The 13,418-nt window shown below is 67.1% G+C and carries 15 protein-coding genes; 4 read left to right on the top strand and 11 right to left on the bottom strand.

What is annotated here, in order from left to right; genetic code table 11:
• Nucleotides 1-50: 50 nt before the first annotated feature.
• Nucleotides 51-863, bottom strand: coding sequence for a hypothetical protein (locus AB0L53_RS08290; protein WP_363992080.1), 813 nt, complete (start codon nt 861-863; stop codon nt 51-53).
• Nucleotides 864-970: 107 nt separating this feature from the next.
• Entirely contained in the window at nt 971-3,037 is a 2,067-nt protein-coding gene (gene dnaB / locus AB0L53_RS08285; protein WP_363992079.1) for a replicative DNA helicase, read from the bottom strand.
• A 282-nt stretch (nt 3,038-3,319) separates the two neighbouring features.
• Here dnaB and AB0L53_RS08280 point away from each other — a divergent pair, with 282 nt between their 5' ends.
• Entirely contained in the window at nt 3,320-4,621 is a 1,302-nt protein-coding gene (locus AB0L53_RS08280; protein WP_363992077.1) for an MATE family efflux transporter, read from the top strand.
• A gap of 62 nt (nt 4,622-4,683) precedes the next feature.
• The gene (locus AB0L53_RS08275) at nt 4,684-6,165 is read left to right on the top strand and encodes an amino acid permease (RefSeq protein ID WP_363992804.1); all 1,482 of its coding nucleotides are present in this window, start codon (nt 4,684-4,686) and stop codon (nt 6,163-6,165) included.
• Nucleotides 6,166-6,388: 223 nt separating this feature from the next.
• Here AB0L53_RS08275 and AB0L53_RS08270 read toward each other — a convergent pair whose 3' ends face one another.
• From AB0L53_RS08270 to rpsF, 7 genes are all read right to left on the bottom strand, one after another.
• Nucleotides 6,389-7,132, bottom strand: a complete 744-nt coding sequence (locus AB0L53_RS08270) for an amino acid ABC transporter ATP-binding protein (RefSeq protein WP_363992075.1) — start codon at nt 7,130-7,132, stop codon at nt 6,389-6,391.
• Entirely contained in the window at nt 7,129-7,992 is an 864-nt protein-coding gene (locus AB0L53_RS08265; protein ID WP_363992073.1) for an amino acid ABC transporter permease, read from the bottom strand. The genes AB0L53_RS08270 and AB0L53_RS08265 overlap by 4 nt, the downstream gene beginning before the upstream one ends.
• Nucleotides 7,993-8,003: 11 nt before the next feature.
• Nucleotides 8,004-8,870 carry an ABC transporter substrate-binding protein gene (locus AB0L53_RS08260; protein ID WP_363992071.1) on the bottom strand — a complete coding sequence of 289 codons (867 nt, stop codon included), beginning with the start codon at nt 8,868-8,870 and terminating at the stop codon, nt 8,004-8,006.
• 155 nt (nt 8,871-9,025) lie between these two features.
• Nucleotides 9,026-9,472, bottom strand: a complete 447-nt coding sequence (gene rplI, locus AB0L53_RS08255; RefSeq protein ID WP_225300946.1) for a 50S ribosomal protein L9 — start codon at nt 9,470-9,472, stop codon at nt 9,026-9,028.
• A 15-nt stretch (nt 9,473-9,487) separates the two neighbouring features.
• Complete coding sequence (rpsR, locus tag AB0L53_RS08250; protein ID WP_020543048.1) at nt 9,488-9,724, bottom strand: 30S ribosomal protein S18; 237 nt, start codon at nt 9,722-9,724, stop codon at nt 9,488-9,490.
• A gap of 62 nt (nt 9,725-9,786) precedes the next feature.
• Complete coding sequence (locus AB0L53_RS08245; protein ID WP_363992068.1) at nt 9,787-10,356, bottom strand: single-stranded DNA-binding protein; 570 nt, start codon at nt 10,354-10,356, stop codon at nt 9,787-9,789.
• 87 nt (nt 10,357-10,443) lie between these two features.
• Complete coding sequence (gene rpsF, locus AB0L53_RS08240; protein WP_026214314.1) at nt 10,444-10,734, bottom strand: 30S ribosomal protein S6; 291 nt, start codon at nt 10,732-10,734, stop codon at nt 10,444-10,446.
• Between the two features lie 177 nt (nt 10,735-10,911).
• On the opposite strand from rpsF, the gene AB0L53_RS08235 reads away from it, so the two are divergent.
• The gene (locus tag AB0L53_RS08235) at nt 10,912-11,238 is read left to right on the top strand and encodes a hypothetical protein (RefSeq protein ID WP_363992066.1); all 327 of its coding nucleotides are present in this window, start codon (nt 10,912-10,914) and stop codon (nt 11,236-11,238) included.
• A 54-nt stretch (nt 11,239-11,292) separates the two neighbouring features.
• On the opposite strand, the gene AB0L53_RS08230 is transcribed toward AB0L53_RS08235, so the two are convergent.
• Nucleotides 11,293-11,472 carry a hypothetical protein gene (locus tag AB0L53_RS08230; protein WP_225300943.1) on the bottom strand — a complete coding sequence of 60 codons (180 nt, stop codon included), beginning with the start codon at nt 11,470-11,472 and terminating at the stop codon, nt 11,293-11,295.
• Between the two features lie 72 nt (nt 11,473-11,544).
• Here AB0L53_RS08230 and AB0L53_RS08225 point away from each other — a divergent pair, with 72 nt between their 5' ends.
• Nucleotides 11,545-12,288 carry a deoxyribonuclease IV gene (locus tag AB0L53_RS08225; RefSeq protein ID WP_357938123.1) on the top strand — a complete coding sequence of 248 codons (744 nt, stop codon included), beginning with the start codon at nt 11,545-11,547 and terminating at the stop codon, nt 12,286-12,288.
• 63 nt (nt 12,289-12,351) lie between these two features.
• On the opposite strand, the gene AB0L53_RS08220 is transcribed toward AB0L53_RS08225, so the two are convergent.
• Nucleotides 12,352-13,416, bottom strand: coding sequence for a mannosyltransferase family protein (locus AB0L53_RS08220; protein ID WP_363992064.1), 1,065 nt, complete (start codon nt 13,414-13,416; stop codon nt 12,352-12,354).
• Nucleotides 13,417-13,418: the final 2 nt, after the last annotated feature.

Below are 13,418 nucleotides of genomic sequence, written 5' to 3'. Positions count from 1 at the left end.
AACGTTATCAAGCTCATGATCACGCGGACTTGCTCGGACTGTGCTCATGATCAGCCGCACTTGCTCACGGAATCGGCCAGAATACGACGGGCGACGTCTGCTTTGCGATCCAGCACGGTTGGGGCATCGCCGTACAACAGATGGATGATCTTCTTAGCGGGCTTGCCAGTTGTTCCGATGATATGGATGCTCTTGTGCGGGCGCACCGTGAGACCCGTCATGCCGTGAGACGCGAGGAACTCGTTGAAAGCCTCCAACAGCCGACGCTTTCCGACCAGTCTCACTTGCGCCTTCCCGCCGTACTCACCCACCGAGCCGTCTCCATCCAGCACGCCGCGCCAAAAATGGCGTGACTTGGCAAGCGTACGATCTATGGGCCCGCTGTAACGACCAAGAGCGAGGAGTCTATCTGCCAGCTTTTCAGATCGCACCGAGAAGGTGCACGCACGATTGGAAGATATATCCGAAATTGCGTGAGTCGAGCCGAGAAAATCCCGTAACTTAACAAGATGTTCTCGGTCTCGCTTCGACAGACCTACGCCAATATGAGGCTTCCAACCCTTCCGAAAATATACAGTGCCGTCCGCGAACAAGAATCCGATCCAGTACGCGGCATCAGCCGAAAGATCATCAAATGCGTCCTCTCGAAGAGAATGCTTGCCACGTATCGCGACTCCACGTCTATGGAGAATGCCCAGGATGGCCATGTCCGAGACCTTGAAGGCGGCTGCGATCCGAGTAGAGCTTTCACCCGCTATATAGCGTTCGACAGCCGCCGCTTTCTGCTGTGAGGTCAGCTTCGTGTTGACACGTATTGCGATGCCACGCCGGCGAAGGATGCCCACGACGGCCTGACGAGTCACCCGAACGACTTCGCGATTCTCGAGGCGCTTTCTCCCGCCGCATAACGCTGAACAACATCCGCCTTCTCTGACTCGGCCAGTTTTCCTCCCATAGACTTCGAATAATACTAGTGGGTGGCCATGTCAACAAAGCGTGAATAATGTCCCTGGAAGGCAACAGTGACGGTGGCAGTTGGACCATTTCGATGCTTAGCAACTATAAGGTCCGCCTCACCTGCTCTGGGCGACTCACGCTCATAAGCATCCTCGCGATGGAGCAAAATGACCATATCCGCATCTTGCTCAATACTTCCGGATTCGCGCAGGTCGCTGACCGCGGGCCGCTTGTCCGTGCGCTGCTCGGGGCCTCGGTTGAGCTGGGAGATCGCGATGACCGGCACCTCCAGCTCCTTTGCCAGCAGCTTGATCGCACGGGAGATCTCCGAGACCTCGTTCTGGCGGCTCTCGGTCTTCTTCGGCGAGCTCATCAGCTGGAGGTAGTCGATGACCACGAAGCGCAGGTCGTTGCGTTGCTTCAGGCGCCGGCACTTGGCCCGGATCTCCATCATCGACATATTGGGCGAGTCGTCGATGAACAGCGGCGCCTCGGCCACCTCGCTCATCCGCCGGGCCAGCCTGGTCCAGTCGTCGTCGCCCATGCTGCCCGAGCGCATGCTGTGCAGCGCCACCCGCGCCTCGGCCGACAACAGACGCATCGTGATCTCGTTGCGCGACATTTCCAGCGAGAAGATGACGGTGGTCATCCCATGCTTGATCGCCGCGGATCGGGCGAAGTCGAGCCCCAAGGTGCTGTTGTGGGTGGGGACGCACGTCCTGCCCGCCAGGTAGAGGTGGTCGGCGTTGTCCACCTCGACGCAGCGGACCGGCTGCGAGGGGATCGGGCGTACGTCCACGATGGAGCGGGCCTTTGTGGTGAAGTCGAGCGAGTAGCCGTGGCCGGCGCGCATGGTGGTGTTGTAGCCGAGACTCAGGACGAGCTCGTGCACGTCATGAGCGAGCCGCCGGCTCGCCACGGCGCCCCCGAACAGGATCCGCCCCTTTTCCACAGCGAAGCCGTCCGAGGCGAGCAGGCCGGCCAGCAGGTCGCGTCGCTGTCTCTCTGAGGCGCGCAGGTAGGGCGAGGGGATGTGCTTGTCCGGATCGGCGCTGCCGAGGTCGCCGAGGCGGACACCGAGCTCGTACGGCGGCACGGGAAGCTCCCGCTCGTCGAGCGCGAACGGCGCCGACACCGCGATCGCGTGGGCCGCCCCTCCGTCAGCCTTGAAGATCTCCTCTGTGGTCAGCACGCCGTGCGCCGTCCGCCACTGGTGCCCGGCGTCCGCGACGATCACCGTGCCGTCGCTGAATTCCACCTCATAGCACGGCCTGTCGTACATGACCTCGGTGGCCGCGACCACCCGTGTCGGCCTGCCGTCGGCCCCGAGGAGCCACTCACCGACCGCGACCTCGCCCATGGTCGTCCAGCCCGCTGGGGTGGGCAGCGGCGTGTCGAGCGCCAGCGCCTTGCCGATGGCCGGACGGGCGGCGACGACGATCATCTGGCCCGGGTGCAGGCCGTTGGTGAGCTGGTCGAGGTCCTGGAAGCCGGTCGGCACGCCGACCATCTGGCCGCTGCGGCTGCCGATGGCCTCCAGTTCGTCGAGGGCGCCCGGCATGATGTCGGCCAGCGGCGCGTAGTCCTCGGACGTGCGTCGCTCGGTGACCTTGTAGATCTCCGCCTGCGCGCGGTCGACCAGGTCGTCGACCTCTTCGTTCTGGCCGCCGTAGCCGAAGGAGACGATGCGCGTGCCGGCCTCGATGAGGCGGCGGAGGATGGCCTGCTCACGGACGATCTTCGCGTAGTAGCCGGCGTTGGCCGCGGTGGGGACGACGGCCGTCAGCGTGTGGAGGTAGGCGGCACCTCCGACGCGAGCCATCTCGCCGCGCTTCTGCAGGTCGTCGAAGACCGTGACGGCGTCGGCGGGCTCGCCGCGGCCGTAGAGGTCGGTGATGACGTCATAGATCATCTGATGGGCGGGCCGGTAGAAGTCGTCGGAGCGGATGAGCTCCACCACGTCCGCGATCGCGTCCTTGGACAGCAGCATGCCGCCCAGCACTGACTGCTCCGCCTCGATGTTGCTGGGCGGCGTACGTTCGAACCCCGGGCCTCCGCCGCCCTCTTCGTCAATGCTCACCGCGCCCCCTCAACACCTTGCAGGCGGTCGCACCACCCCCACTTGTAGTCGACCGGTGTGACAGTTTCGCGGGTTCGCGGTGAGACGGCAACGCGGCCTGTGGACAACCCTGTGGTCAAGCTGTGCACTATTCGGCTCAGGGTGTGAAACAACTGTGGACGGAGCTGTGGATAACTCTGTCCACAATCCACAGCACCCCTCTTGACCTGCGAAAACTTTGTCCACCGGCTGTGGAGGAAAGAAAGTTGGCCCGACACGCCGTGTAATGGTCATAATGGGTAAATGCCCATTACGCTGCAGGACAGGGAGATTCTGCGCCTGGCCGTGCCCGCGTTCGGCGCGCTGGTCGCCGAGCCGCTCTTCCTGCTCGCCGACTATGCCATCGTGGGGCACGGGCTGGGCACCACCGCCCTGGGCGCCCTGGGCGTCGCGGGCACGATCCTGGCCACGGTGGTGAACCTCTGTGTCTTCCTCGCGTACGGCACGACGGCGTCCGTAGCCCGCCAGACCGGTGCGGGCCATCATGCCAGGGCGATGCGCAGCGGCATGGACGGCATCTGGCTCGCGCTGGCCATCGGCGCCGCCCTCATCGCGGTCTGCTGGCCGCTCGCCCCGCCGATCGTCGGGCTGTTCGGGGCGGTCCCGGAGCAGGCCGGGCAGGCTACGACGTACCTGCGCATCTCGCTGCTCGGCGCGCCCGGCATGTTGGTCGTACTGGCCGGGACGGGCGTGCTGCGCGGCCTGCAGGACACGGTCACGCCGCTGACCGTCGCGGTGGGCTCGTTCGCGCTCAACGCGGGGCTGAACGCGTGGTTCGTGCTCGGGCTGCACTGGGGCATCGCGGGCTCGGCCTGGGGCACCGTGCTGGCTCAAACGCTGGGTGCGGCCGTCTACCTCGTCGTGGTGGCCAGGGGCGCGCTGCGGCTCGGCATATCGCTCACGCCGCACCTGGCGGGCGTCAAGCAGGCGGGTACGGCCGGCTTCGCGCTGCTCATCAGGACCCTCTGCCTGCGCGTCGTACTGATCGCGGCGACCGTGGTGGCCACCAGGATGGGCCAGGCCCAGCTGGCCGCGTACGCCATCGCCACCCAGGTCTGGACCCTGCTGGCCTTCGCCCTGGACGCCATCGCCATCGCCGGACAGGCCATCACCGGCCGTACGCTCGGCGCCGGAGACGTGGCCGCCACCAGGGCCGCGACCCGGCGCATGGTGCAGTGGGGCCTCTGGTCGGGGTTCGTGCTCGGCGTGCTCGTCGTCGCGGCCCGGCCGCTGCTGCCCGGCCTGTTCGACGCCGATCCACAGGTGACCGAGCAGTTGCTGGCCGTGCTCTGGCCGGTGGCGCTGTTCCAGCCGGTGTGCGGCGTGGTGTTCGTGCTCGACGGGGTGCTGATCGGCGCGGGTGACCAGCGCTACCTCGCGTGGGCGGCCCTGTGGACGACGCTCGCGTACCTGCCGTGTGCCTTTCTCGCCTCGGAATTCGGCATCGTCGCACTCTGGTGCGCGCTCGGGGTGTGGATGATCGCACGTTTGATCACGCTGGGACAGCGGGCGCTCGGTACGGCATGGCTGGTGACCGGGGCGTAATCGTCCCGTGCTTGCTGTTACGCATGTGGTGCGGCACTGTGGGCGGGTTCCCTGAGCGGGGTGTGCCTTTGTCCACGATCCTCCGGCGGCTGCCGCCCGAAGCGGCGACCGGGTTACGCACAGGCGCGCGCCACAGCCTCTCCGAGCTCTACCGGCCCGCCGATCTGGTCGTGCTCGGGCTCGGCGTGATGATCGGCGCGGGCATCTTCAGCATCGCCGGGCAGCAGGCCGCGACCATGGCCGGCCCCGGGGTGATCCTTTCGTTCATGATCGCCGGGATCGCCTGCCTGCTGGCCTGTCTGTGTTACGCCGAGCTGTCGTCCACGATGCCGACCTCGGGCAGCGCCTACACCTTCACCTACGTCATCTTCGGCGAGGTATGGGCGTGGATCATCGGCTGGGCGCTGATCCTGGAGCTCGAGCTGGCCGCCGCCGTGGTGGCCAGGGCCTGGGCCCTGATCACCGTCCGGGCGATCACCGGGTTCGGGGTGCGCCTGCCGTACCAGAACGTGGTCGAGGACGTGTTCGTCCTGTTCATCCTGGTGGTGCTGACGAGCGTCGTGGCGCTCAACGCGCGGGTCGGGCTGCGGGCGCTGTGGGTGATGGTGGCGGCCAAGCTGCTGGCCATCGGGGCGGTCATCGTCGTCGGGGCGCGGTACGTCAAAGTGGCCAACTTCGGCGACCTCTACACCGAGCCGAAGCCCACCACCAGCCCGGCGGCGACCGTGCTCGACGTGGTCGTGGGGCAGAGTCACGCGTTCGGCTGGTTCGGGGTGTTCGCGGCGGCGTCGGCCATCGCGTTCGCGTACATCGGCTTCGACGTCGTCGCCACCGCCGCCGAGGAGACCGTGAACGCCTCCAGGGCCATCCCCAAGGGCATGATCCGCAGCCTGGTGATCGCCACGGTCATCTACCTCGCGGTGGCCGTGGTCATGGTCGGCATGATCCCCTACACCGGCATCTCCCCCGACTCGCCGCTGTCCAGCGCGTTCCGCGTTGTGGGTGTCGACTGGATGGCGCACGTCATCGACATCGGCGCGGTGCTCGGGCTGACCACGGTCATCCTGGTGCTGATCGTGGGGCAGACGCGCGTACTGTTCTCGATCGCCCGCGACGGCCTGATGCCGCGCCGTCTGGCCACGATCAGCCGTAAATATCACACCCCCACGCGGGTCACGCTGCTCATCGGAGTGATCGCGATCCTGCTGGCCGAGCTCGTACCGGTGTTCACGCTGCAGCAACTGGTGGTGATCGGGACGCTGTTCGCGTTCATGTTCGTCGCGGCGGGCGTGATCGTCATGCGGCGCCGGATGCCGCACCTCGACCGCGGCTTCCGCGTCCCGCTCTCGCCGCTGCTGCCCGCGCTGTCCCTGGTGGCGACGCTCTGGCTGATGGTGAATCTGCAGGTGCTCACCTGGGCGTGGTTCGCCCTGTGGATGGCTTTCGGGCTGCTCGTCTATCTTGTGTACGGTCGGCGCCACAGCCTGCTGGCCCAGCCCGAGCTGCCTCCCCTGAACCACGCCAGAGGGCGCCATCGGCGTTAAGCCCGGGTGCTTTGTCACAACCGTCTCAATCACTGTGACGGTCCGTGGTGGCTGGTGTCCTTCGGGAGGGATACCCCCTCCGGGGGGCGGACAGAACGGTCCGCCGTGGCTGAGGTCCTTAGAAGGTAACCCCATCGGGGAGAAGCGGTCCGTTGTGGTCGGGGTTCCAGGAAGGGACCCCCTTCGGGGAGCGGATACCCGCCCGATGTTCGTGGGCACCGCTCTAGAGCCGCCCGGAGTCCAGCACCGCCCGCAGGAAGTCCCTCGTACGGGCGTGCTCCGGATCGGTGAAGATCATCTCCGGTGGGCCCTTCTCCAGCATGACGCCGCCGTCCAGGAAGCACACCGTGTCGGAGATGTCGCGGCAGAAGCCCATCTCGTGCGTCGCCAGGATCATCGTCATGCCCGAGTCCTTGAGCTCCCTGATGACCTGGAGCACCTCCACGACCAGCACCGGGTCGAGCGCCGAGGTGACCTCGTCGAGCAGCATCAGCCGTGGCTTGGTGGCCAGCGCGCGGACGATGGCCACCCGCTGCTGCTGGCCGCCGGAGAGCTGGTCGGGGTAGGAGCGGGCCTTGTCCGCCAGCCCGAACCTGGCCAGCAGCTCGCCCGCCTGCTCCTCCGCCTCGGCCTTGGCCACTCCGTGCACCCGCCGGGGCGCGAGTGTGATGTTGTCGAGCACCGTCATGTGCGGGAACAGGTTGAACGCCTGGAACACGATGCCCAGCCGCCTGCGTACGTCGTCGACGTTCGCCCGAGGGTCGGTGATCTCCTGCCCGTCGAGGTGGATCGCGCCGTCGTCGATGGTTTCCAGCAGGTTGACGCAGCGCAGCAGCGTGGACTTGCCCGACCCTGACGCGCCGATCAGGCTGACCACCTCGTGCGGGCGTACCTCCAGGTCGATGCCGCGCAGGACGCTGTGGCCGCGGAAGTTCTTCCACACCCCGTCGATGGTCAGCAGGCTCATCCGCGCCTCCTTCGCGTACGGGCGGCCAGGTGATCGGTGAAGCGGGCCATCGGGATCGTGAGCAGGATGAACAGCAGCGACGCCACCAGGTAAGGCGTGTAGTTGAACTTGCTGGCCGCGATGATCTGCGCCTGCCTCAGCGCCTCCAGCGGCCCGATGGTGGCCACCAGCGCCGTGTCCTTCTGCAGGGAGATGAAGTCGTTGAGCAGCGGCGGGACGACCCGGCGAGTGGCCTGCGGGAGCACGACGAAGCGCATCGCCTTGGCGTGGCTCAGACCGAGCGAGCGGGCCGCCGCCACCTGGCTGGGATGGACCGACTCGATGCCCGCGCGGAACACCTCGGCCACGTACGCGCCGTACGAAAGCGTCAGGCCGATGATGCCGAGCGTGGCCAGATCCGTCGGAATGCCCTGCAGCCTGAGCGCGGGCAACCCAAAGCCGACCAGGTAGATGACCAGGATCGTCGGCACGCCGCGGAAGATGTCGGTGTAGAGCGTGGCCAGCGCCCGGATCGGGAAGAAGGCGGGCGCCGTAACCGTGCTGGCCAGGGCCACCAGCACACCGACGAGCAGGATCAGCGGCTCCGCGATCAGGAAGATCTTGATGTTGAGCAGGAACCCGGCCAGGACCTCCGGCAGCGCCTTGACGAACCACTCGGGGTTGAAGAACGACTCCCGCACCCGCGGCCAGCCGGGCGAGTGGGTGACCACCACCGCCGCCAGGACGAGGAAGACGATCGTCGAGGCGCCGGCGATGGACGTCGAGCGCCGGGCCCGCGACCTGCGGATCCGCTCGCGTTCGAGCTGCCGCTCGCTCTTGACCCAGCCCACAGCGTTCTCACTCGCTGAAGGCTCGCTCACAGAAGGCTCGCTCACTTCAGCTCGGGCGCGCCCGCGGCCGCGCTGAGCCACTGCTGCTCGATCTTGGTCAGCTCACCCTTGGACTTCAGCGCGTCGACGGCCTTGTCGACGCACGGCTTGAGCGCGCTGCCCTTCTCCATGACCAGGCCGAACTCCTCGGGCGTGCCGCCGGTCGAGCTGAACTGGCCCACGATCTTCGACTTCTCGACCTGCGCGGCCGTCACGTAGAAGGCCGTGGGCAGGTCCACGACGATGGCGTCGACCTGCTTGTTCTTCAGCGCGTTGATGGCGTCGATCTGATCGGTGTAGACGTTGGGCTCGGCCCCGGGCTTGATGACCTCCTTGACCGCGTTGAGGGAGGTCGTGCCGACCTGTACGCCTATCTTGGCGTCCTTGAGCTCGGCCAAGCTCTTCGCGCCGGCGAACTTGCCGTCCCCCATGGCCACGATGGCCTGCTTGACCGTGTAGTAGCCGTGGCTGAAGTCGACCGCCTTGGCCCGGTCTGGGGTGATCGAGACCTCGTTGATGTCGAAGTCGAACTGCTTGGCACCCGGTGCGAAGGCCGAGTCGAACTTGACCGTGCTCCACTGAACCTCGGTGCGGTCGAAGCCGAGCTCGCCCGCGACGGCGAACGCGACCGCGCTCTCGAAGCCCTGGCCGTTGCTCGGGTCGTCGTCCTTGAACCACGGCTCGAAGGCGGGCTTGTCGGTGGCGATCGTCAGTTTGCCCGCGTTGACGAGCTTGAGCTGGTCCTTGGTGCACGCGGTGGACGCCGTGGGACTGAGCGGGGCGGCGCTCGGCGAAGTGTCGGCGGGGGCGCAGGCGACGGCCGCCGCCGCGAGCACGCCAAGGGCCAGCAGCATCGAGGGTCGGGCCATGGCTGGGGGCCTCCAGGGAAGGGGCGCGGGAAGAACGAGCAAATCCTACGCTGCGGGACGGTGCACCATGTCCCCCACCTGCACCCATACCGGCCATAGAGACAGCGCTGCCCCCTCTCGCAGGCGAGAGGGGGCAGCGGCGAGGCTGAGAGTCGTCAGCCGGCGACGACCTCGACGTCGACCGACGCCGAGACCTCGGGGTGCAGCTTGACGCTGACCTTGTGCGAGCCGACGCTCTTGATCGGGTTGACGATCTCGATGCGGCGGCGGTCGAGGATGGGACCGCCGGCGGCCTTGACGGCCTCGGCGACGTCACCCGTGGTGATCGACCCGAACAGGCGGCCGGAGTCGCCCGCGCGGGTGACCAGGCGGACGCGAAGGGCACCGAGCTGGCCGGCGACCTCCTTGGCCGTGCCCAGGTCGCGGATCTCGCGAGCGTCACGAGCCTTCTTGATGGACTCGATCTGCTTCTCGGCGCCACGCGTCCAGCGCATGGCGTAGCCGCGCGGGATAAGGAAGTTACGGCCGTAGCCGTCCTTGACCTCGACGATGTCGCCAGGGGTGCCGAGGCCGGAGACCTCGTTGGTGAGGATGAGCTTCATATCGACAGTCCTCCCTTAGCGCGCGGTGCTCGTGTAAGGCAGCAGGGCCACCTCACGGGCGTTCTTGATCGCGGTCGCCACGTCACGCTGGTGCTGGGTGCAGTTGCCCGTCACCCGGCGGGCCCGGATCTTGCCGCGGTCGGAGATGAACTTCCGCAGCAGAGCCGTGTCCTTGTAGTCGACGTAGGAGATCTTGTCGTGGCAGAACAGGCAAACCTTCTTCTTGGGCTTGCGCAGTGCCGGCTTTGCCATCGTGGTGCTCCTTTCAGAGCCCCGCCGTCAAGCGGGAATGGACTCGGGCTGGTGAACTGGAATTAGAAAGGCGGTTCGTCGCTGAAGTCGTTGCCGCCGCCGCCGAAACCGCCGGAGCCGCCGGAGCCGCCCTGCTGACCGCCGCCCTGGTAGCCGCCACCGCCACCGCCGCCGCCGCCCTGGGACGGAGCGGGCGACGCGGAGGCCCACGGGTCGTCGGCCGGGCCGCCGCCGAAGCCGCCGCCACCGCCGCCGCCGCCCTGACGGGTGGTGCGGTTGACCTTGGCCGTGGCGTTACGCAGAGACGGGCCGACCTCGTCGACCTCGACCTCGTAGACCGTGCGCTTCTCGCCTTCCTTGGTCTCGTAAGACCGCTGCTTGAGCCGCCCCTGCACGATGACCCGCATGCCACGCTGGAGGCTCTCGGCGGCGTTCTCCGCCGCCTGCCGCCACACGTTGCAGGTCAGAAAGAGGCTTTCGCCGTCTTTCCACTCGTTGGTCTGGCGGTCCATGAACCGCGGAGTGGACGCGATGCGGAATCGAGCCACGGCTTGACCCGTGGGGGTGAAGCGCAGCTCCGGATCGTCGACAAGATTGCCGACGATGGTGATTACGGTGTCGCCTGCTGCCATGGCTTGCGCTCGCCTTCCTGCACGCCTTCGCTTTGGTTACGGCTCAGAGTACGGCTGCCGCCCGACAAAAAGCCGGGCAACGGCTGCTTAGTGCACGTCGGGGCGGAGAACCTTGGTGCGCAGGATGCCCTCGTTGAGGTTCATCTGCCGGTCGAGCTCCTTGACCGTCGCGGGCTCCGCGGACAGGTCGATGACGGCGTAGATGCCTTCCGACTTCTTGTCGATGTCGTAGGCGAGACGGCGACGGCCCCAGACGTCGACCTTCTCCACAGTGCCGCCGTCGTTGCGGACGACGGTGAGGAACTGGTCGAGGGACGGCGCCACAGTGCGCTCATCGAGCGAAGGGTCCAGAATGACCATTACTTCGTAACGACGCATGCGGGACTCCAACCTCCTCTGGACTCTTGCGGTCACGACACTCTGCCGTGACAGGAGGACGCTGACGTCAGGACCCGGACACCCCTTTCGGCGTCTCAGGCTGATGGATCACCCATCACAACGCAGCTTGACCAGGTTACCAGCCGCTCGCGGATGGGAAGGACCTGTAGGAAACCCATGGGGGTGACATTAGTGCCGCACATCCTGCAACCTCCGGAGACCCAGCGGTTCAGACTCACGCTCAACAGCGACGGGACGCCGCACCCGATCGAGAACGTCCTGGCCGTCGCCACGCTCGTGTGCGGGCTGGTGGCCTTCATCTCGACGTTCTTCGTCGCCGCCCACCCGATCTCCGCGTGGTTCGGCACGCTCGGATTCGGGATGGGGCTCTACTCGCAGTACGTCTCGGTGACCACGCCCCAGCGCTCGCTGAACATCATCGGCCTGGTGGCGTCGTTCGTCGGCGTGGCGCTCGGCATCGCGCACGGCGGCTTCCTGCCCTGAGCGGCCGGTGCCATACGAAACGGTCCCGGCATGGCCGGGACCGTTCGCCTGAGGTCATTTACCAATATGCAGATCCACACCGAGCAGCACCAGGAACCACAGGAAGACCGCGAGGAGCGCCTCGGCGATGTTCCGGAGGATCCCCGGGGTGATGTAGTGGTAGACCCAGGCCACATAGATGCCGATAAGTACCCAGATTAAGAAGATCAGTGAGCGCCAGCGCCAGCGCGTCATATCGTTCTCCTCGCGTAGGGGGCGCCTGGCGACTTCCCTGAGCCCTCTGCTCCAAACGGATAAGCTCGTGACATGGTGCGCATCGGAGCTCACGTAGGTCAGGACGACCCAGCCGCCCACGCGGCCGCGATCGGGGCCGAGGTGGTGCAGTTCTTCCTGGGCGATCCACAGGGCTACAAGAAGCCCGTGCTGCCGGCCGAGCCGGTCGAGGGCGTCGACATCTACATCCACGCGCCCTACCTGATCAACGTGGCCACCACCAACAACCGCATCAGGATCCCCAGCCGCAAGCTGCTCGCCCAGCACCTGGAGGCGGCGGCCGGGCTCGGCGCCAAGGGCCTGATCGTGCACGGCGGCCACCTCAACAAGAACGAGGACCCGCAGATCGGGTTCGACAACTGGCGCAAGGTGTTCGAGCGCATGGAGTGCCCGATCCCGGTCCTGATCGAGAACACCGCGGGCGGCGACAACGCGATAGCCCGCAGGCTCGACCGCATCGCCCGCCTCTGGGACGCCCTCGACGGCTTCGACGTGGGCTTCTGCCTCGACACCTGCCACGCGCACGCGGGCGGTGAGGAGCTCCTCGACCTGGTCGACCGGGTCAAGGCGATCACCGGCCGCATCGACCTGGTGCACTGCAACGACTCGCGCGACGAGTTCGACTCCGGTGCCGACCGGCACGCCAACCTGGGCAACGGGAAGATCGACCCCGAGCTCATCCTGGCGGTCTGCCGCGCGGCGGCCGCGCCCATCGTGGTGGAGACGCCCGGCGATGGTCAGGCCGACGACATCGCGTTCCTGAGGAAGAACCTCTAGCGAATACACACAGCCTGTGGATAACTTCCCTGGATTACCGAGTCCTGAAAGTGGGTATGGAGATCATCCTGCCCAGGCGCCGCTCAGGAAGCGGACCACGTCGAGCAGCATGAGCGGCCCCGCCACCAGGGCGTACACCACCATCACCCATGGATGGCGGGTCACCAGCCGGCCGAACGCCACCCACAGCGGGAACCACAGCAGCAGCGAGCGCGGGATCGACAGGTAGTACGCCGAGGTCATGAGCGCCCCCGCCTGTAACCCCGTGTAGACCAGCTCGCTCCACCGGCGCATGACCAGCAGCCAGACGAGCGCGGCCACGGCCACCACCGCACCGGCCAGCTCCATGCGGAAGGCGATCGCGAAGTCACCCGCGCCCATGGCCGACTGCCACGTGGTGCTCCACGCCTGCCACGGCCACACCATCTGCCGTCCCCACCCGGCCTCCTGGGCGTGCTTCCAGGCGAGCCAGTCCCCCGAACGGCTGTAGTGGAAGAAGGAGTACGCCACCAGCGGCAGGAAGGGGACCAGCAGCCACGGCGCCCGCCGGATGGGCTGCCTGCTGGTGAGGAACTCCACGATCAGCGCGAACGCCAGGAACAGCCCGGTGATGCGTACACAGGAGGCGCCCGCGGCCAGGGCGGCGGCCAGCGGCCAGCGGCCCTGGCGGGCGGCCAGCCAGGCGGGGATCGCGAACGCCAGGAACAGCGCCTCGCTGTAGCCGGCGACCAGGAAGACCGCCATCGGGAACAGCAGCAGCCCGGCCACCGCGGCCCACCCCGAGCCGCCCTCGAACTCCGTCAGCCTGGCCAGCGCCACCACCGCCACCAGACCGGCGACCAGCGAGACGATCAGCCCGCAGGCCGTCCAGTCCGGCACTACGAGGTGGACCACTCGCATCGCCAACGGCAGGCCGGGGAAGAACGCGGGCAGCCCGGCGTCCGGCGGCCTGCCGGGATCGCCGTCGTAGCCGTGCTCGGCGATCGTGATGAACAGCCCCGCGTCCCACTTCCGCCACGTGCCCACGTAGTCGTGCAGCGCGACTCCGAGCAGGGTCGCCACCAGCAGCCCGCCGCGCGAGGCGAACCAGAGGAGCGTCGCGTCGCGGTCGGCCGAGCGGGTGATCATGG

The organism is Nonomuraea sp. NPDC052129 (assembly GCF_040680095.1).
In the GTDB taxonomy this organism is placed as follows: Bacteria; Actinomycetota; Actinomycetes; order Streptosporangiales; family Streptosporangiaceae; genus Nonomuraea.
This window is presented reverse-complemented; position numbering and strand designations above follow the sequence as displayed.